Source organism: Chryseobacterium sp. UF-81, from assembly GCF_058245105.1.
Genome location: NZ_JBSIBX010000002.1, coordinates 248,698 through 268,742, shown reverse-complemented (window position 1 = coordinate 268,742; position 20,045 = coordinate 248,698). Strand labels below are relative to the sequence as shown.

At 39.9% G+C, this 20,045-nt stretch carries 18 protein-coding genes and 1 riboswitch; of the genes, 1 reads left to right on the top strand and 17 read right to left on the bottom strand.

Annotation, left to right across the window (positions count from 1 at the left end; genetic code table 11):
• Nucleotides 1-98: 98 nt before the first annotated feature.
• Nucleotides 99-872: a T9SS type A sorting domain-containing protein gene (locus tag AC4IFE_RS04210; protein WP_490755150.1), complete on the top strand. Its 774-nt coding sequence runs from the start codon at nt 99-101 to the stop codon at nt 870-872.
• 128 nt (nt 873-1,000) lie between these two features.
• Here AC4IFE_RS04210 and AC4IFE_RS04205 read toward each other — a convergent pair whose 3' ends face one another.
• From AC4IFE_RS04205 to AC4IFE_RS04125, 17 genes are all read right to left on the bottom strand, one after another.
• Complete coding sequence (locus tag AC4IFE_RS04205) at nt 1,001-3,277, bottom strand: DUF5074 domain-containing protein (protein WP_490755148.1); 2,277 nt, start codon at nt 3,275-3,277, stop codon at nt 1,001-1,003.
• A 30-nt stretch (nt 3,278-3,307) separates the two neighbouring features.
• The gene (locus AC4IFE_RS04200) at nt 3,308-4,516 is read right to left on the bottom strand and encodes a cell surface protein (protein ID WP_490755146.1); all 1,209 of its coding nucleotides are present in this window, start codon (nt 4,514-4,516) and stop codon (nt 3,308-3,310) included.
• A 14-nt stretch (nt 4,517-4,530) separates the two neighbouring features.
• Nucleotides 4,531-5,664: a YncE family protein gene (locus AC4IFE_RS04195; RefSeq protein ID WP_490755144.1), complete on the bottom strand. Its 1,134-nt coding sequence runs from the start codon at nt 5,662-5,664 to the stop codon at nt 4,531-4,533.
• Entirely contained in the window at nt 5,661-7,691 is a 2,031-nt protein-coding gene (locus AC4IFE_RS04190; RefSeq protein ID WP_490755142.1) for a TonB-dependent receptor, read from the bottom strand. Before AC4IFE_RS04190 ends, AC4IFE_RS04195 begins: the two co-directional genes overlap by 4 nt.
• Nucleotides 7,692-7,800: 109 nt before the next feature.
• Nucleotides 7,801-7,986, bottom strand: a riboswitch (cobalamin riboswitch).
• Between the two features lie 214 nt (nt 7,987-8,200).
• The gene (locus tag AC4IFE_RS04185; RefSeq protein WP_490755141.1) at nt 8,201-9,148 is read right to left on the bottom strand and encodes a transporter; all 948 of its coding nucleotides are present in this window, start codon (nt 9,146-9,148) and stop codon (nt 8,201-8,203) included.
• Entirely contained in the window at nt 9,145-10,191 is a 1,047-nt protein-coding gene (locus tag AC4IFE_RS04180; protein ID WP_490755139.1) for a cytochrome-c peroxidase, read from the bottom strand. The genes AC4IFE_RS04185 and AC4IFE_RS04180 overlap by 4 nt, the downstream gene beginning before the upstream one ends.
• The gene (locus AC4IFE_RS04175) at nt 10,184-11,011 is read right to left on the bottom strand and encodes an MbnP family protein (RefSeq protein WP_490755138.1); all 828 of its coding nucleotides are present in this window, start codon (nt 11,009-11,011) and stop codon (nt 10,184-10,186) included. Before AC4IFE_RS04175 ends, AC4IFE_RS04180 begins: the two co-directional genes overlap by 8 nt.
• Nucleotides 11,012-11,324: 313 nt before the next feature.
• Nucleotides 11,325-11,735, bottom strand: coding sequence for a hypothetical protein (locus AC4IFE_RS04170; RefSeq protein ID WP_490755136.1), 411 nt, complete (start codon nt 11,733-11,735; stop codon nt 11,325-11,327).
• A 2-nt stretch (nt 11,736-11,737) separates the two neighbouring features.
• Nucleotides 11,738-12,412 carry a superoxide dismutase gene (locus AC4IFE_RS04165; RefSeq protein WP_490755135.1) on the bottom strand — a complete coding sequence of 225 codons (675 nt, stop codon included), beginning with the start codon at nt 12,410-12,412 and terminating at the stop codon, nt 11,738-11,740.
• 306 nt (nt 12,413-12,718) lie between these two features.
• A complete protein-coding gene (locus tag AC4IFE_RS04160; protein ID WP_490755133.1) occupies nt 12,719-13,402 on the bottom strand; it encodes an SCO family protein in 684 nt (227 codons plus the stop codon).
• Nucleotides 13,389-13,664, bottom strand: a complete 276-nt coding sequence (locus AC4IFE_RS04155) for a YHS domain-containing protein (protein ID WP_490755132.1) — start codon at nt 13,662-13,664, stop codon at nt 13,389-13,391. Before AC4IFE_RS04155 ends, AC4IFE_RS04160 begins: the two co-directional genes overlap by 14 nt.
• 150 nt (nt 13,665-13,814) lie before the next feature.
• Nucleotides 13,815-14,177, bottom strand: a complete 363-nt coding sequence (locus AC4IFE_RS04150) for a hypothetical protein (protein WP_490755131.1) — start codon at nt 14,175-14,177, stop codon at nt 13,815-13,817.
• A gap of 240 nt (nt 14,178-14,417) precedes the next feature.
• Nucleotides 14,418-16,382, bottom strand: a complete 1,965-nt coding sequence (locus tag AC4IFE_RS04145) for a heavy metal translocating P-type ATPase (RefSeq protein WP_490755130.1) — start codon at nt 16,380-16,382, stop codon at nt 14,418-14,420.
• 44 nt (nt 16,383-16,426) lie between these two features.
• Entirely contained in the window at nt 16,427-16,846 is a 420-nt protein-coding gene (locus AC4IFE_RS04140) for a Fur family transcriptional regulator (RefSeq protein WP_490755129.1), read from the bottom strand.
• Nucleotides 16,847-16,859: 13 nt separating this feature from the next.
• Nucleotides 16,860-17,756: a cation diffusion facilitator family transporter gene (locus AC4IFE_RS04135; RefSeq protein ID WP_490755128.1), complete on the bottom strand. Its 897-nt coding sequence runs from the start codon at nt 17,754-17,756 to the stop codon at nt 16,860-16,862.
• Nucleotides 17,757-17,776: 20 nt separating this feature from the next.
• Nucleotides 17,777-18,658 carry a bestrophin family protein gene (locus AC4IFE_RS04130; protein WP_490755126.1) on the bottom strand — a complete coding sequence of 294 codons (882 nt, stop codon included), beginning with the start codon at nt 18,656-18,658 and terminating at the stop codon, nt 17,777-17,779.
• Nucleotides 18,659-18,782: 124 nt separating this feature from the next.
• Nucleotides 18,783-20,045 carry an efflux RND transporter periplasmic adaptor subunit gene (locus AC4IFE_RS04125; protein WP_490755124.1) on the bottom strand — a complete coding sequence of 421 codons (1,263 nt, stop codon included), beginning with the start codon at nt 20,043-20,045 and terminating at the stop codon, nt 18,783-18,785.

Sequence of the window (20,045 nt, the reverse complement as noted above, 5' to 3'; positions counted from 1 at the left end):
ATCTAAGATTACATAATTCACATTAAATAGAAATAATGTTGTTCACCTACACTTTTATGCTTAAATTTGGATAAAACATTAACCAAAATCTTTATAGCATGAAATCTAATTTAATTTCAAAGGGACGCCTTTTTCAGGCCGCATTATTTTCAGTTTTTTTATTCCAATCGGGCAATACAAAGGCGCAAAACAGAATCTATGCCCATGACCAACTCTCCAATGTGTATGGAGTATGTCTGGGATGTGCCGTACAAAATCCGCTGAATGCCGTTGGAGACAACGAGGACAACTATTCTACCATGGTTATGGGTACCGTTTTATTGGGAGGTGTTGAACAGACCCTGAGGTTTCCTGAAGTGAGAACCAACACTAAATTAGTAATTGGTATCGGAACCAACAACATTCCTCTGACTGTTCAGCTATTAAGTGGCATATACATAGAAACGATGAGCGGAACAACAGACAACAATGACAGCCAAATGATAACCGGAAACTTACTGAAGCTCTCGGACAATCCTTCCAGAGCAACTATTGAATTTGTTCCCGTGAGCTCCTACAACGCCGTTAAAATAAGACTGAGTGGTGGTGTTCTAAGCCTGGGTGGCGGATTCAGAGTGTATTATGCTTACCAGGATCCGCTTGCTTCCATTATGGCTTACAGCAAAGCCGGACAGATTACACTGAGTGGTACCGTTCCATTGGAAGGCTCTGAAGTTACCCTAAGAAATACTTCCGGAAAAGAAGTACACCGCTCTACCCTTACTTCCAAAACTTTTGAACTTTCTTCTCCACAGCCTGAAGGAATTTATATCCTGACGGTAGAAACGAAAGACAAAAAAACTTATTCCCGTAAGATCAGAATCAATAATTAAATAATAATACATATTAAGGATTCCGGCAGGCTAAAAGCCTGCCGGAATCTGTTTTAAATCTGTTTTAAATCTAAAAATCGGCGGCCCGAATGGGCCGCCGATTCATTGAAATATATAGACTGTGATGGTTATTTTTTGATCAGCTTCTGCTGGTATACTGCTTTATCGGTTACAGCCTTTAGAATATACACTCCGTTCGGAAGTGTACTTACATTGATCTGACTATTATTCAGCTGTGCATTTACCATTTTACCGGAGACATCATAAATAGTAACATTCAATATCTTTTCCTGAGTTTTAAGAATCAAAATATCTGTTACCGGATTCGGGTAAATACTGAATTCTATTTTCTTCACTTCAGCAGTAGCCAACGTAGAAGTTGTACTGTTAACCGTAAGTATTTTTTCCACTACTTTTCCGTTTGAATTAAAGCTGATTTTAATATCTGCTGTTCCTGAAGCAACAGGAGTTAGAACCAGTTCATCATTGGCATTAATCACTGCGGAAACTGCTGCAGGATTAGAATTTGACTTAATTGACTTTACAATGGCAGATGAAAGATTATCCTCATCAGAAACTACTGTTTTAAGGTCAATTACAGAGGCATTATTCACATTAACCTGCGACGGAAATGTACTGCTCACCATAGGAAGCGTATTATCCGGGAATACCGCCATAGCCGGGAACCAATAATAGTCATTAAGTGTTTTTGTATTGGTAATGGCTCCGTTAACGCCAATAGTATGGATCCAGTTTTTCTGATAATGCGCACCAAAACCACTTTCAGTTGTGTTAAGAATTAATTCATCAGTGGTTGGGTTCACACGAAGTCCGGCTCCGTATGGAATCTGCTTATATGTACCTGTCTGACCAGGAATTGTTGCGAAATTTTCGTTGAATGTCTTGGTCGCAACGTCAAACTTTACAATCTGTGTTCCTGAAACAAAGCTATTAACTGAATTGATCCAGTATAAAACATTCTGTTTGCTGCTCGCTGAAAAGCTTCCTGCATTCCATGCTCCCCAGGATCCTAAATACTTCGTGGTAGGAATAGTATATGAAGTGGTAACAAAAGTAGTTGGATGAATATTCACCACTTTCTGATCCTGGATAGCCCAGATACTTCCGTCTTTTGCCTGAACAATAGAATGGAAAGCTCCCGGAATCGTACTAATCAGCGTATCGGTTGCAGGATCAATGACTAAAATTCCTGCAGACTGCTTCACGGCAAATACATATTTAGAAGAACGGATCATATTTCCGATCTGCCCGGCATATTGGCCGCCACCGCCTGTTCCGGCTATTGCACTTCCAACCTGCATATTCGCGATGTCAAATACAAAAATACCGTTTGAAGCTCCGATGTATCCTTTATTTTCATTAACCCCAACAAATGATCTTCCGTCGCCGCCCCCGATATTGTTAAATCCTGCAATTTTCTGCATTGTCTGTGCATTGGCTACAACAAGCCTTCCTCCCGGAGTATATTGAGTGTCGCCACCGTCTGCAGCCTGCTTTGAAATAAAATAGAATTTATCTCCGTAGATTGTCCCATACTGAGTTGTAGCTCCAAAGGCATGATTATTATTCGCATTGCTGTAGACACGGTAATTGATCTGTCCGTTATTACCAATGAAATTTACAGACCCGTTAGTATGACCGTACCATTCTTCATTGACCATAAAGTAGCCGTCAGTAAAATTAGCAGAAGCCACATAAGCAGATACCGGTGTCAAGGTTGAAGAAATAGGAAAAGAATTCATTCCAGGATTAAAATTCCATACATCCCATGATCCATTCTGAAGCACACGTGAAGAAGCCCCCACTCCTGAATATCCAAAATCAGGATCTGCAGGATCTTTCACCCAATAAGACCAATAGCTGTTATACCATCCCGATCCCCAATGATCTCCGGCATCTGCAGCAGTAAAATCATCAAAATCATACGCACCCGTGTTTACAATCCCATTTACAGGGTAAAGAGGATAGGTTGTATTGCCATTTTTATAAAGTGCATTGGTATTTTGTCCATTAAGGTCAAAACCCATTCCTCCGATGGCTGTTCCGAACTGTGTTCCCGGGTAAAACAATGTGAAAAATCTGTGATCTGCCTTTGCTATGGCTTTCAGCATATCTTCTCCGGTAGCATTTCCGTTCCATCTGAAACCCCATACCAAAGCATCAGGATTTTTGCTGTCGTTCCACTGAACCACGAAGGCGGCTTCATTGGTACCACTTCCCACCCAATACTGGATATCGGAGAAATTGATGTTAGTGGTTACTGTCGTATTCAGCTGATTGCTGTTGCCCTGAATATCATTTCGGGGCACACCCTGCACTTTTACCTGCGCATTTGTAAAGAGCGCAAATAAAAAGAGCATGGCCAAAAGGTAAAACTTTTTCATTTTTTTGAATTATATATTAAATTTTGTTTCTTATTTAAAATGCAGATCATAGGCACCTCCTACTTCAGTAGAGACTTCTCCAAGCCAGCCCGCTTCCTGATTGATACCGGTGTATACTTTAATAAAATCAATACCAGGCAGCTTTACATAGTTCCCGTTCTTGTCTACAGCCCAGGAAATATCAATATTAGAAGCTTCATCAGTATTCGGAGCATTATCGGCATAACCGTACTCATAAGATGTTCCTACCCAATAATTTCCAACTCCGCTTTGGTCATAATAATTATCCTTAAGTCTGGTTCCTGTCAGGTTATAAGAAGTGCCTGACAACCATAAAGGATAATAGCTTTGTGAATGGAAGGTATTTTTGGTTTTAAATCCTGAATTCCCAATATTATCCTGCCATTTGATATACTCCACATCAGTCTGCCAAAGTTCACTTCCGGGAACAGGAGGCTTAGTTTCGTTGGGCTTGAAGTAGGTTATGCTGTAATTCTTAGTTGTTGTATTTTTAAAATATTCGCTGCCGGCGATTTCGTACCATTCATCTTCATCAGGCTTTCCATTTTTATTTTTATCGTAGCCCACCATGATGATACCGGGTTCGCAGGATCCTGTTCTGGTTGCATTGGCGTTATTTCCCCAAAAAGCATTACCCAAAATTTTGAAATCTCTCCCTTCAAGGTTGGGAATCGTATGGTCAAAGCCAAAAGCAACATAACCACCAAAACCGCCAAGTGTAATCATCATAGAATTGCCACCTACCAATAATTCTTTGGCTTTTTTAATCATATCAGCCTCGGTATTTCCGGCTGTGTATGTAGGATTATCATTGGTAAACTGGCCAACAGCAGGACGGAATTCGAAAACATCTGCAATGTATTTGCTGTAAGGGATCAACTCTTTATTAACAATAATCGAAGATTTGTAGGTTTTCACAGCACCTTTTACTTCTACCCTTAATGTCAAAGGGTAAGTTTTTACAACAGGGCTCACAAAGTCCAGCTGCAGATGATCAGAAATAATAGAATCATTAATGCTCCAGGTAAGCTTGCCTTCAATTTTCGGATCTATATTCAAAAGCTTAAGCCTGTCTATGCTATAAGATTCTTTAAGAACTTCCGTAGGAAAAGTCACTTCTTCCCCTACTTCTTCACTGTCGCTTTTACAGGCTGCCGTTCCCAAAAGAACGGAAGAGAGAAAGGTAATTTTTAAAATAGTTCTGGTTTTTCTTTCCATTTTTTCTAATCAGATTATTTATATAAAAAAGCAAAATGGGCAGGGATATTTCCGCCTTCGGTTTTCCACTTGAATTTCCCGGTCTTGTCGAAACAGTATACATATCCGGTGGTCACATAGTTTTTCGCATCCGTCAGATAAATGTCGCCTGTATAAGGGTTTACAGCAATTCCGTAAGGAGCTTTAATCTCATCCACATACTGCTGGTCAATAATTTTATTGGAAATTACCTGCTCTGTCTTTACATCGATAATTCCGAAGGTCTTGACGTAAGAATGAGTATTGTAATTAAATTCATTTCCATAATAATACAACTTGTCATTCACAATGGTCATTCCGCTGACAGCGACGTGAAAATCTTTTTTCACAGTTCCGGTAGCAGCATCAACCAGGAAAAGACTGGATGGGATGTTGTAATAATCCCCTCTGGAGCTTACATATAAATCTCCGTAATTATCTTTTTTAATACGGTGAAGATTAATAGCTACATCAATTTTCTTGGTTTGAGTAAAGCTATTCAGATCAATGACGGAAACGGTTTTATCATAATCCGGGAACATATACCCCCCGGAATTGGCCACAAAAAGCTGATCGCCCATCACTTCTATTTCTTCCGGCTGATATCCAACCACCACCTGTCTTTCAATGTTCAGTGATGTGGTATCAATTTCAACTACTTTTCCCGGTGGAGAGTTCGGATTCAGTTCAACCGGACCTGCATAGCTGCTGGCATAAACTTTATTGCCTTTAAAAGCCAGATAACGGCAGTTCTGGAGCTGTATCGTTTTGATCCGCTTGGCTGTTTTTGCTTCCAGCACTTCAATTTTATTGGAAACATTCACCACCACATACATTTTGCTTCCGTAGATCATGATATGATTTCCCACATCACCCAGCTCTTTGACCACAGAAGCATTGGTTTCCCCATAAATATTTTTGCGGTACGTTCCTGTGGCATAATCGAAATAATCGAGTGTACATTTATTGCTGCCCATATTTCCTTCGTTCAGAAGATAAAAACCTTTAATAGGAGTATCTTCTCCGGTGCTTACCTCTTTTGTCTCCGAGGGAACTATATTGTCATCTGTCCTGCACGAGAACAGAAAGAAAAGAGTAAAAGCCAGCAGGCAAAAATTTAGTTTTTTCATAATGTAAAGCTTACAATAAGTTTAAAATTTCTTCCGGGCATCGGATAATTCCTTACCACGTCATAGTATTGATTAAGGAGGTTATTGACCTCAAAACCGGCTTTAATCTGATGAGAATGCCAGTTGAATTTTTTCTGAACGGATAAGTCATGGGTATACCACGGCTGCAGATAATTGGCCCGGATATTATTCAGCTGGGCGTCATATCGTTCTCCGGTGTACATGAAACTGTAATTGAAACTCCAGTCTTTATAGTCTGCCATCATGGTAAAGGTCAGGGCATGCCATGGCACATAAGAGATCTGGTCGCCATAATAGTCGTCACTTCTGTCAGTATAGTCTCCGGCACGCTGATAGGTATAGCTTACCAAAGGTTTCAGTTTTAATTTATTAATATCAAATTCAGCCTGGACATTCACATCTGCCCCGATGATTTTCACTTCACCCAGATTCACCATCATCCATCTGAAAAGATTGGTGGTAGGAACAGCTATAATCTTATTTTCTACTTCATTATAATAGCCATCCACTTTCAGATAGATTCCTTTAAACACTTTATGGTCATAGAGTTTCTCGTAAGTAAAACCTGCATCGTACTGATTCGTATATTCAGGTTTCAGCATTACATTCCCGATCATGGTGTAGTACAGATCATTGAAAGTAGGCATCCTGAACACTCTTTTGTAGAAAGCCCGAACGGTAAAGTCTTTTGAATCAAAAGGCTGATAGCTCAGGAAAGCTGAAGGCGTCCATTCGGTTTTATCTGGAGATTTTGCATTCATTTTCACGTCTTCATGTACAAAAGTCCCAAGAACGCTTCCTAAAAATTTAAGCCGGTTCCACTGATAGGTCGTAGCAAAAGACACGAGCGAAGTATAGCGGGTAGGATATGAAAAATCCCTCAGGCTGGCATCCAGATTATTATACTGAAAGTCAAAGCTTGCACTTACATCCCAGTTCTGATTAACAGAATAAATATTGGAATTGGAAAAATAGAGCTCTCTCTGAACATAAGAATTATCAATCGGCAGAACGGTTGTTGCCACATTCACCGTATCTAAAAACCGGGTGTAGTCGTAGGCAAATTTAGCTTTGACCTGCGTTTCAAATTTCGGAAACAACTTTTTACGGAAACTGGCCTGGACGAAATAGTTTTCATCCAGCATCTGCTGACCTTTAGGTTTGAAATTGTTATTAACAATAGCCGTGGGAACTCCACGATCGGAAATATAACCGTAACCGCGCACACTCCAGTTTCCATCGCTTATGGTCCCGTTTAAAGCAGTTTCAAATCGTTTCGCACGGATATAAGAATCATATCTTCTGGCAATGGTATCGTTGGCAACAGAGCCGTCAGAATTTTTCTTTTCATATTTAAACTTATACAATCCGTCACTCTGCACAAATTCCGAGCTGAAACTTACAGAAACTCTGTCTGAAAGCTTCTGCTCCAGACGGAAGGAAGGGTTGAATAAACTGATGGAGCCTAATTTCAGTTTAAGCGTCAAATTAGTCGTCTGATTTCCTTTAAAAACAGGGATTTTAGGCTGAAGATAAATAGATCCGGAAGACCCGAAATCCTTTGCCGGCTGAAAAATTTCACTTTTCTGGCCGTTATATAAAGAAATAGCTTCAAGATCGTACAGTGAAAACTTTCCGAGATCCACGATTCCGTTCTGAACATTTCCCAGCTGGATACCGTCATAGAAAACACCCACATGCTGGCTTCCCATACTCCGGATATTCACCGTTTTCAGACCTCCCATTCCACCGTAATCTTTGATCTGAACTCCTGAAAAATACCGTAAAGCATCAGCCACCGACTGGCTGTTCAGCCTTTCAAGCTGTTCTCCGGAAAGCACCTGTGCGGGAAGAATTTCTCTAAAATCTTTTTTGTAAAGCTGAATTGGAAGAATGGTTTTCTCCCGGATCGTATCTCGGGATTGTGAGAATAGAAGTTGAGATGCTGCCACAAATAATGTGATAACACTTTTTTTAAACTGTGAAGCAGTACATTTTCTGACCATTAGCTCATTGAGAATAATGCTGACGCTAATGGATATAAGATAGCAAAGATAAAGCACAGCTGTCACTGCACAGAATCGTTGTTGTCCTAAGCTTTATTCCACGAAAGCATCAAACGTTTATCTTCTGGCAGGTCTTCTGACTTACTCCGTTTTTGAAATCCTTCCCATTAAAAAAACAGTGGATATACTCTTCAAAAACTTTGATGTGGAGCTTACAGCAGCGGGTCTGTCCCGGATTTTCACCGGATTCCCTTTTAAGTGCTTTTTACAGCGCACCAGATTGCGGCAAAGATAGAAAATAACTTAATATATACAATAATGGCATAATAGATTAATTCTCAATACTATGAAAAAATCAGATTTGTTAAGTGATATATTAAAACTGGTGGCTTCGAGAACCTCAGCCACCAGTTTTTTAGAAATTATAATCGAGTGTACAATTTATTTTCTATTATAATGAATATTGAATAACCCACATTTGTTGGCTGAGGCTCTCGAAGCCAACTACATTAAATTCCAAAATTGATAAATACACTGAATCTGGATTTTGCTTCGATATCGCCTGCCGCAAGATTGGAATAGGCAGGCAGCATCACTTCTCCTCCTAAACTGAACTTTTTATACGAAGCTTCAAAACCGAGTTTTCCATATAAAGCGCTTCCGGCTGTTTTGGGCAATACTTCGTCAAACTGTCTGTTTTTATCATAGACTTCGCCCTGAAGTCCGGCTTTGGCAGAGAAAATAGTCTTTTCATTTGCTGCAAGCTGATAAAAACCTGTTGCGGCATAATTCCACTGGTTTCCGAAATGGTAATGCTTCTTATTTTCGGTTTTTACCGTGTAATCTGTGTTGACCAGCACAGCCAGCTTATTCTTTTGAAATTTATAGTTCAAAGCGGCCTGATAGTCCCAGCTTCCTGTTCCAAGCTGAAAACTTGGATTGACTCCCGAAGCTCCTTTTTCATCAAATTTCCCCAAAGGAATTTTTACTCCCAAACCACCACTAAGCTGATGAAAATTATCTTTAGAATTGATAATCCTGTAGATTCCCATCAGGTTCATATCACCGATTCCATTGATGTTGATATCGCCCTGCATTGTTTTCTTTTCATGAAAATGAAATGGCAGGCTGGCATATACGCTCAATTTTTCAGTCAATGGAATTTTACCCCAAACCTGCAGGGTATTGAAGTACTGATCCTGTGTGAGGTCTTTTACAAAAAGGTTTTCTTTGGCCTTGTAATGCTGGGCAAAATATTTGATCCCGATAAACTGTGGATTCAGTAAAGATTCAAAACCGGAGGAACCGTTTCCTGCTGCACAGCCGCACGCATCACAGTCATCAAATACAATACTGTTTACCGGATCTGCGATATACAGACTGTCGTTGATCGTTTTAGCCTTACAGACCCATGATAATGTAACACTTAGTATAAATATTATTTTTTTTATGCTCATTCTGCAAATTTTGGATTAGAAATAAAGTTTTTATCAGATAAGGTTTTCAAAAAAGCGATGATCAGCTGTTTTTCCTGTGTATCCATCGCAATTCCGACATGCCCGTTATTTTTCAGCTGCGGATCAAGATTGGGATTATCCTCCACACTATCTGAATAGAAATTAAGGACGGCTCCCAGCGTGTAAAACCTTCCGTCATGCATATAGGGTGCGGTATATTCTACATTTCTAAGGCTCGGTACACGGAATTTCATCCAATCCACCTGATCAAGGGTTACTCGATAACGCCCGGCATCTTTGAACTGGGTATTGTAGTACATTCCTGTATTCCTGAAACTCTCATCGGTAAATAATTCTCCGCTGTGGCAGGAAGCACATTTCTGATTAAAAAGAGCTAATCCCTGAGATTCTTCAGCAGTAAAATTTTCTTTTCCCTGTTTAACCCTGTCATATTTCGAGTCTGCGGAAATCATGCTTACCATAAACTGCGACAGAGCCTTCAATAGTCTTTCACCGGTTATGTTTTCGTCACCATAAGCTGCCTTGAAGAGTTTTTTATACTTCTGATCATCCTTTAATTTAGAAATTACTTCTGGCATTGAGCTGTCCATTTCATTGGCATCCGTGATCGGTATGACCGGCTGTTCGTTCAGATTATGGATCACGCCGTCCCACATATACCTTTTCAGGAATGCCATGTTTTGAATGGGTGGTGCATTACGGATTCCAATTCTGTCGTCCACACCATGACTCACGGTATGGCCATGGTGCGTGAAGGCATTTTCCTGAATATGGCAGAAACCACATGATATGGTATTGTTCCGGGAAAGCCTGCCCTCGTAAAATAAATTTCTTCCCAACTCTACTCCATTTTTTGTGACCGGATTACCGGCTTCATCGAAAGTCATTTTAGGAAAGTACGACGGAAACTGCAGTGAATAGACCTCATCTTTTTCCAGCGGCTGCATGACCTCATCCGAGCATGACAAATAGCTCAGAAAAGTAATAACCAGCAGTATTGTTTTTAATAAAATCCTAATCATTATGAACATGATCTACTTTAAACATCGCAGTTAGGTTATTGGTAACATCCACCAGATGCTGGCCTGAACCCATCATCATATTGTTTTCTGTAGTTAGGGAAAGCGTTTTGCTTCCGCTCAGAAACTGATTAAGATCTGCAAGAATGTGGATAGAAGGTCTTACCTGGGCTGTTACTCTGGCGGTTGTCGGAAGATTCAACGTAATTTCCCGATAAAGATCCGGAGTATTATTAGCCGTTACATTTCCCATGTTTCCGGTGTGATTCATGAATTCCGTATCTGCAGAAGCAGTTCCGTATTTTCCTTCCAGTTTTACAAAGACATAACCGGCTGCCCATGACCACGACATTCCTTTCTGCTTGGCTTTCGTCCAGAATTCTGCCTGCCCGTCCTGTCCCAGCAGGTATGCTTTCTGACTGATCCCAAGTCCGAATTTTACTTTTTTGTAATTGTTTTTAGGAATACCGTTCAGATCGAGATAAACAACTCCTGCAACGGCATCTGCCTGATCTATAATAAAAGCACCTTTATCAGGATTATTTTCATTGTATGTGAATTCATTTCCGCTTTCGTCAATCAGTGTGATATTGCTGATGACATATTTCAAAGCGGAGAAAGTATGTTTCTGCCCGGCAGCAGAAGTCTGTACCGTCTGGTTTAGGACAATATCCCCCAGGTTATTGAATCCGTTTTCAAATTTTATCTGCAGGTTTCCGGTTGCAGTATCCTGCGGATCGGCATCATCGCTGTTTCGACATGATGATAAAGTGAATAAGCTAAAGGTAATAAAGAATAATGATAAAAATTTATAGGTTTTCATTTTGATTTTTTAAGTTGAATTTTTAAAATAGAAATACTTTTGAATGAACTAACATTCAATTTATTTAACCACAAAAGGCACAAAGTTTTTTGACACTTTAGTTAGTTGGAGTTGAAATGTTTTTGAATAAGAAGATCACTTAAGTTTTAAAAAAATCAAGGATTTTTTATCTCGAATATGTATAAACATTTGTGAAAATCTGTGCAATTTGTGGTGAAAAATATCACACCAAAGGCACAAAAGTTTTTTGACGCTTCAATTATTTAAAGTGTATTGAAAACTATATAGAAGAACACTGAATTTTCAGCGAACCTTATATGCGTTCTGTGGTTTTGTAATGTTTAAAATTGAACTTAAAAAAAACCGGTGGTTTGAAAATGTGTTTCAGAAACAGAAAAGAATAGACTGTTTCATAAAGGAAATTGAAATTTACGGATAGAAATTTTTCTGCATTTTGAACAGAGGTAATTTCAGGAAGTGTACAGATATCAAGATTTTTCTGTCCTGAATTTTTGGTTTTATTTAAAGGTGAGGAATCGGAATTATCCGTCTTCGAAAGTTCTTTGCTTAAGTAGCACTTTCCGTTACAGTGAAGCTCCGGCTTGCTTTTATTGATACAGAGAACCGTGGAAATGTAATTATAATTTACAGCATACTCCATCAGTGGGATCAGAGGCCTGAACACCATATAAAGAGTGAGGAATATGCTGCAAATTAAGTTCATCTTTATTTCTTGCTTACAGCTTCATCATATCTTCTGCTTACTTCTTTCCAGTTCAGTACATTCCAGATGGCAGTAAGATAGTCTGCTCTCTTGTTCTGATATTTCAGGTAATAAGCGTGTTCCCACACATCAATTCCTAAGATCGGAGTTCCTTTTTCTTCCACGACATCCATCAGAGGGTTATCCTGATTGGCTGTAGAAGACACGAATAATTTTCCGTTTTTATCCACAGAAAGCCATGCCCATCCTGAACCGAAACGGTCTGCCCCCGCTTTACTGATCTTTTCTTTGAAAGCATCCATGCTTCCGAAAGTTTCCGTAATTGCTTTAGCTAATTTTTCAGAAGGCTGTGTATTTTTTACAGGCGTAAGAACGGTCCAGAAAAGCTCGTGATTGTAATGCCCACCCGCATTGTTTCTCACTGCCGGAGTCAATTTAGAAACCCCTGAAAGGATCTGGAAAAGGGTCTGCTTCTCCTGAGGTGTACCCGCAATTGCTTTATTCAAATTAGCAGTATAAGCTGCACCATGCTTTGAATAGTGAATTTCCATAGTCTGTGCATCTATCGAACCTTCCAGTGCATTATAGGCATAAGGAAGCGGTGTCTGCTTAAACTGAGCAAAAGCAAACTGTGCGGCAAATACGGCACTTAAAGCTGCTACTTTCAAAATCTTCATAACGTTTTGTTTTTATGGTTTAACAATATTTTTATACTTATAGAAGGGAAGCAGGATGATGGAAGAGGGAAGCTCATTCTGCCTGAGGATGACTATACTCCATCTATACTTCCTCATCTCATCTTTTTAATCATCCGCATGCATGAATTCATCACTCAGTATCCCAAATCATTAGCTTCTGCATTAAGACTCCTCTACTCCATAATCTCAATTCATTTGTCTCTAATCATTTCATTAATGACTATCATCAATCATTACCCTCATCATTAACTTCCAGCTTCATTCTTCCATCTTCCTTCCCTAACTCTATTTCAATAATTTCTTAATATCCTCGATCAATATTTCCCGGTCCGGATGGTATTTCCCGTTAAGCTTCGGAGTTTTCCCTTCCGGATCTTCATAATTCAGTCCGGAGTAATACAGGATCGGCATTTTATCTTTATTGTATCTGCAACGGATATTTCCTTCCTTATCTACCAGAGCGATCATTCCACTGTGGTTAAGGCTTTCGCTGTCATCTTCCTTATCTCCTACGTAGATATTGAACTGGTCTGCCAGTTTTCCGATATAATCTCTGTTTCCGGTAAGAAAATGCCAGTCCGGGGATTTTGCCCCTACACTTTTAGCGTGTTCTTTCAATGCCGCGGGTGTATCATTTTCCGGATCAATGCTTATTGAAATGATTCCAAATTCCGGACTGTTTACCTCATCTTCAATAAATCTCATATTCCGGTTCATTACAGGACAAATTGTAGGACATCTGCTAAAGAAAAACTCTACCAGATAGACTTTTCCCAGCATATCTTTATTGGTGATTTTTTTATTATTCTGGTCGGTGAGTTCAAAATCGGGAACCTTCATTACGGTATACAGGTTCTTTTTAAAATATCCCATTCCCACACCTATTCCCAGAAACAGAAGAGCGAAAATCGCAATCGGAATAATCACCTTTCTCTTTGTTCCGTTTTGGGTTTTATTATTTTTGGGCATATTTCTCAGGATTTTTTTTGAATTCGTCCTTGCATAGGCTACTGCAAAAACCGTACGTTTTATTTTTATAGACTGCCGTATCTTTCATATCATCTTCTGTTTTCATGTGGCAGATGGGATCTTCTGCATTGGCGAATTTTACTTTCTTAACAGTCGATTTTGAAGATGTTGTGCTCTTTTTATGCTTTACTTTAGGCGTTTCCTGGCCACAGGCGAATAATGAAACTGACAACAATGCAGTCAGAATAATTTTTGATTTCATTTTAATGGTAAATTGAAATTGATAGTATATGAATGTGTGAATTAGTTTTAACACAAAGAGAAACACCGTTTCTACCATCTATTGCTTTAAAACAATATCCAGCCATAGAAAACGAGGTACTTTGAGAAAAAACTAAAGGTAGTTAAAAATTTAACCTAAAGGAGGATGGAATATTCTGGAAAAGTACTCCGAAGAATGATCAATACTATAATCTGAATATATAGCCTTATCTTCAGCATCAGATTCTTTCTGACCGAAAAATGAAAGGATATCGTGGGAAACAAAAACATCCAGACCGGATATTTTGATGACCTGGGAATTGTTGGACTGCTTTTCCGTTTTTGCCAGCTCTTTGCTGACATAACACTTCCCTTTACACGTTGACTGAGGAATATTCCTGTTTTCACAAAGGTTTTTTACAATATAATCATAGTTCACGGCATAGTTCACCAATGGCAAAACGGGACGTAATGCAATGGTAAAAATGATGAATATGGAAATAAAAAGTCTCAATGATCAGTTCTGTTGTACAAATATACTATTCAAATTGGGTTTATGCCTTATTTATGATGAATGTCATTGTTATTTTTGATTGAGAACCGGTGAACCAAGTTAAAAGAAAATAAATCTCCGCTACAATTATAACGGAGACTTTATTTTTATCTCGCTGATTTTGCTGATTAAGCAGATTTTTATGTTTGAAACTGTATGTTTGTTTTCATTTTACCTGCTACCTGCAATCTATGATGCAACCTAGTTAAACTTCATCCTCTGAATTCTCACTGCATTTAAAATAGCCAGCATTGCTACTCCCACATCTGCGAATACGGCTTCCCACATGGTGGCCAGACCTCCGGCTCCGAGCGCTAAGACAACCGCTTTTACCGCAAAGGCAAGAACAATATTCTGCCAAACGATCTTCTTGGTTTGTTTACCAATATTGATGGCCATTGGAATCTTGTTGGGTTTATCATCCTGGATAACTACATCTGCGGTTTCAATCGTGGCATCGCTTCCTAGTCCGCCCATGGCGATTCCTACGTCGCTAAGCGCAACTACGGGAGCATCATTCACGCCATCGCCGACAAATGCTACAGTTTGATTTTTTGCTTTGATTTCTTTTACTTTATTGACTTTGTCTTCCGGTAAGAGGTCTCCAAAAGCACTGTCGATACCGAGTTGGTCTGCCACATATTTGACAACGGTAGTTTTATCACCGCTGAGCATGGTTGCTTTTACACCCATTCTGTGCAGGTTATCAACGGTTTCCTTGGCATCGCTTTTTATACTGTCTGCAATGGTGATGTAGCCTGCAAACTTTTGATCATAAGCTATGGCAATAAGCGTGTACACAATATTGGCATGATTGGTATCGTAGCTGATACCAAATTTATCCATCAGCTTAAAATTACCTACCAGCAATACTTTTCCATTGACTGAAGCTTTTAAGCCATGTCCCGCAATTTCTTCCACATTTTCCAGGGGAAGAGCATGATCAATCTCTCCTGCATAATTGTGGATTGCTGTGGCTACAGGGTGTGTACTTTTACTTTCCAGGGTATTGACCAATTTCAGGATCTCTTCTTTATTAAATTCGGGCTGAATGCTTACTTCCTGTACTTTGAATACGCCTTCCGTCATGGTTCCGGTTTTATCCATTACTACATTCTGGATTTCTGCGATACTGTCTAAGAAATTACTTCCTTTAAACAAAATTCCGTTTCTGCTCGCAGCTCCGATTCCTCCGAAATACCCCAGCGGAATGGAGATCACCAACGCACAAGGACATGAGATCACCAGGAAGATCAAGGCTCTGTACAACCAGTCTCTGAACTGATAATCATTCACAAAGAAATACGGCAGAAGACATATTCCTATGGCAAGAAATACAACAATCGGCGTGTATATTTTTGCAAATTTCCTGATGAATAATTCGGTAGGGGCTTTCTGCGCGGTGGCATTTTGAACCAGTTCCAGAATTTTACTCAGCTTGCTGTCTTCATAAGCGGTATTCACTTTTACAAGAGCAATGCTGTTCATATTTATCATCCCGGCCAGTACGGCCTCCCCTTTTGTTTTTGTATCCGGCTTACTTTCACCTGTGAGCGCTGCGGTATTGAATGAAGCTGATTCAGTCATCAGTTCACCGTCAAGAGCCAGTTTTTCACCGGGTTTCAACTGGATGACATCGCCTATTTTGGTTTCTTTGGCTTTAATGGTCTTTGGCTGGCTTCCTTCAATGATCGTTACCTCATCAGGACGCTGATCCAGCAATGCTTTGATGTTTCCTTTGGCTCTTGAAACGGCCATTCCCTGGAATACTTCTCCTACGGAATAGAAAAGCATTACGGCAACACCTTCAGGATATTCCCCTATTGCAAATGCTCCTACTGTGGCAATTCCCATCAGGAAAAATTCAGAAAAGACATCACCCTGAACGATGCTTTCGTAGGCTTCTTTTAATACGGGAAATCCTACAGGAATATAGGCTGCCAGATACCAGGCCAAACGTACCCAGCCTGTAAACCATTCTGTTTTTATATAATTATCCAATGCTATTCCTATCAGCAACAGCAGCAAAGAAATGATGGCAGGAAGAAACATCTGGAAGGCTGTTTTGTCTCCTGTATCGTGAGAGTGATCATGCCCGTCTCCTTCTGAATGACCGTGTGTATGCTGTTCTTTCTTTTTGGGTTTTGTACTGCAACATTCTTCCATAAATACTATTTTGATGTAAAATTAAGGTTATACTCAATGCAATACTATTGCAAACTTTCAAGACAGTTTTCGCAGATTCCTTTGGCAAAAAGTCTTATTTCATCGATTCTGAAATTGGCCTGAACATTTTGAGGAAAGGAAATATCTTCTCTGCAGGTGGTCTGCTTGCATATTTTGCAGTAAAAATGCAGATGCCAGTCTTTGTGAGTTTTCTCATCGCAGCCGTCATCGCATAGTTTATATTTTGTAGTGGTATTTTCCTGTATGCTGTGGACAATTCCTTTTTCTTCAAACGTTTTCAGTGTCCGGTAAATGGTGGTCCTGTCTGCATTATCAAAGTGACTTTCTACTTCTGACAGAGATAATGCAGCTTCCTGTGTACTCAGAAAATCATACACCAGAATTCGCATGCTGGTGGGCTTGGTATTTTTATCGATGAGTTTGTTTTCTATATCTTTTTTCATTTTCAATTTCTTTTTAAAGATGTACTTCCTGTTCTTCATAACCTTCTTCTTCAATCTGAAAAGTGGTATGAGAAATTTTAAAATTTTCTGTTGTAGCTTCCGTTAAAATTTTGAGCAACTGATTCTGCCCTGTTTCCTTATCTTTCACGATGTGAGCGCTCATCGCATTTACGCTTGAGGTCAGCGACCATACATGAAGATCATGAACCCCTTCTACACCCGGAATTTTTTCTAATGACTGACGAAGCTGATGAATATCAACATCTTTTGGAGTTCCTTCCAGCAGGACATTGACAGCTTCTTTCAATAAACGCCATGTTCTTGGAAAAATCAAAAGCCCAATAACTGCAGAAATAATCGGATCTGCATAATACCAGCCTGTCGTCAGCATAATAACTCCTGCAATCATTACTCCAACAGAGGTAAGCATATCGGAAAGCACTTCAAAGTAGGCTCCTTTCATATTCAGGCTTCCTTCCGAGTCTTTTCTTAGAATCATCATTCCGATTATATTTACTACAAGTCCTATTCCAGCAACAATCAGCATGGTTTTACTCTGAACAGCCGGAGGATTCTGAAATCTTTGGTAAGCTTCATACAATACGTAAAGGGAAATTCCCAATAATACCACAGCATTGATAACTGCCGCCAATATTTCTGTCCGGTAATACCCGAATGTTTTAGAGGCATCGGCTTTTCTTTCTCCTATTTTGATGGCGATAAATGCCAGAAGCAATCCCACAACATCAGTCAGCATGTGTGCTGCATCTGCCATCAGGGCAAGACTTTGGGTGATAAAACCGCCAATCACCTCAGCAACCATATAGGCTCCGCTTAACAGCAGGACAAAGAGTAAGTTCTTTTTATGTCTGCTGGCCGGTGAACCTGTCTGCATTTTTATTTCTTCCATGTTTTCTGAATTTTAGGTGATTACATTTCGTAATACAAAGCATTTTCTTTTTTAACGGGAATATTCTGATCTCCTGTCATTTGCTTAATATTCATTTCAATAGTCTGCGCCAATGTGGTCACAGGTGTATCTACAGGCCCGTTTTCAAAAGGATCCTGCATGATAATGGATGTCTTTTCGATCGCAAGAAACATGACCGGAATAAGGAAAGTTATTAATATTTCAACAGCCAGCTGGGAATCATCCAGTCCAAACGGAAGGATAGCCGCAAAAACATAGATCAGGGTATGCAGCAAAATACTGTAAGACCTTGGGAAAACCGTATTTTTCAACCGTTCACATTTTCCCATGCTGTCGCAGAGCCTGGTGATGATGTCATTCAGCTGCATCCGCTGAAAGTCTGTTAATCCTTTTGAAGAAGCGATTTCTTTGAGCTGTTGGGAATGGGCATCTAAAAGGGCATTCGGAACATTGGCAGCTTTGATCTGATATTCATCCAGATAGTGCTGAACTTTGTCTGAAAAAGGCAGTCTTCTCAGAGATTCACCAAGGGCATAGGTCCAGATGATCTGTCTTTGTGCAAATTCTTTTATGACTTTATCTTCTCCTGCCGGAAAAAACTGGATGACGAGCCTCATCAGTGTTCTGGAATCATTCACTATCGCACCCCATACTGTTCTGGCTTCCCACCATCTTTCGTAGGATTGGGAAGTACGGAATGCCAGCAGCAATGATACGGCTGTTCCCAACAGTGCCGGAATATTAAGGGGAAGCGAAATTTTCCGGAACCATGGGAGAAGGTCTAATAGTCCTATGGATACAGCAAATATGGCCATAAACAGGATCTGAGATCTTATTTCACGGATGAAATACCAGATGGATATTTTCTTGTTTAGCAGCATAACTGAATAATGTATTAGAATGTTTCTTATTCTGACTCTGAAAATCTACCGTAAACACCTCTAATTTAGGCATAAAATCGGCACCTCTTCCGGTCTGTTCTTATAAATTGTCTATTATTTCCTGTTAATGCCCATGATCCCCGGAATTGGCAAGCTTCGCATTAACAAAAAATGCTCCTTTCACTACTATTTTAGCACCCGCAGGAATTCCTTTTACAGGAGTAATTGCCGTATACCCCATATCTGAAGTTCCTTTTACCACTTCTACTTTTTCAAAATTTAAAGTCTTTTTACGTTCGGCAGGTTCTCCTTTTTCATTTTTGTGATCGTCTCCGCCTTCTTCCTCTTCATGCTCCTCCGGCTTTTTATTTGTCTGGATAAAGACGTAGTATTTTCCATCTGCTTCTACTATGGCTTCATTCGGAACAGCAGGCGTTGTATTTTTATCAAGACTGACAATTCCGGTAATGTTCATTCCGTCGATCAGACCTGCTTTATTCCCGGTGACTGTGCCATGTACTGAAACGGTTTTGCTTTCGTTTTCAAATGAGGAGCCTACACTGTAAACCATGGCGTCATATTCGGTTTCAGGATTGTTTGTCAGTTTGAAATGGACGATCTGCCCTACTCTCATTTTAGGAAGGTCTTTTTCAAAAACCTGAAGATCCAGATGGATAGAATTGTTATCAATAATTTCTGCCACGGGTGACGAAACATCTACATAACTTCCAATCTGTGCTGAAATATTGCTGACCGTTCCGCTGATCGGCGCTGTAATCACCAGTCCTGATCTCATATTGCCATTGCTCACTTTCCCCGGACTGATTCCCATCATCTGAAGCTGTCTCAGAAGGGACGCTTTTTTCGTTCTCAGGGTTTTAAGCTCGGCATCTGAGCTCTGCAGGTTTTTCTTTGCGCCGGCATCGTTGTCAAAAAGTTCACGCTGTCTTCTGTATTCCTGCTCTGCATAGGTAATCCTGCTGTTCGTCGTTAAATATTCTTCCTGCAACTGGATAAATTCAGGATTGGCGATGGTTGCGATTACCTGTCCTTTTTTTACGATACTTCCTACCTGTACATTCAGGGTCTTGATCACTCCGCCATACAGAGAAGTAATGGTGGCTTTATTATTGTTGGGCACTCTCAGAAGGCCGTTCGCTTTGACGGTGGAAGTAAGTTCCTTCATTTCGATTGGGCCTAAAGATATCCCGACGGATTTAATCTGGTCTTCCGTTAATGCAGCAATGGTCTGTGGTCCTTCTTCATGGCCGGCCTCAGCTTTTTCAGTTTTCACTTCTGGTTTTTCAGCCGATGTTTCTTTTTTTCCACAGCTTAAAAGTAAAAGTGCCGTGACGGTCAGAGATATGATATTGTGTTTTATTTTCAT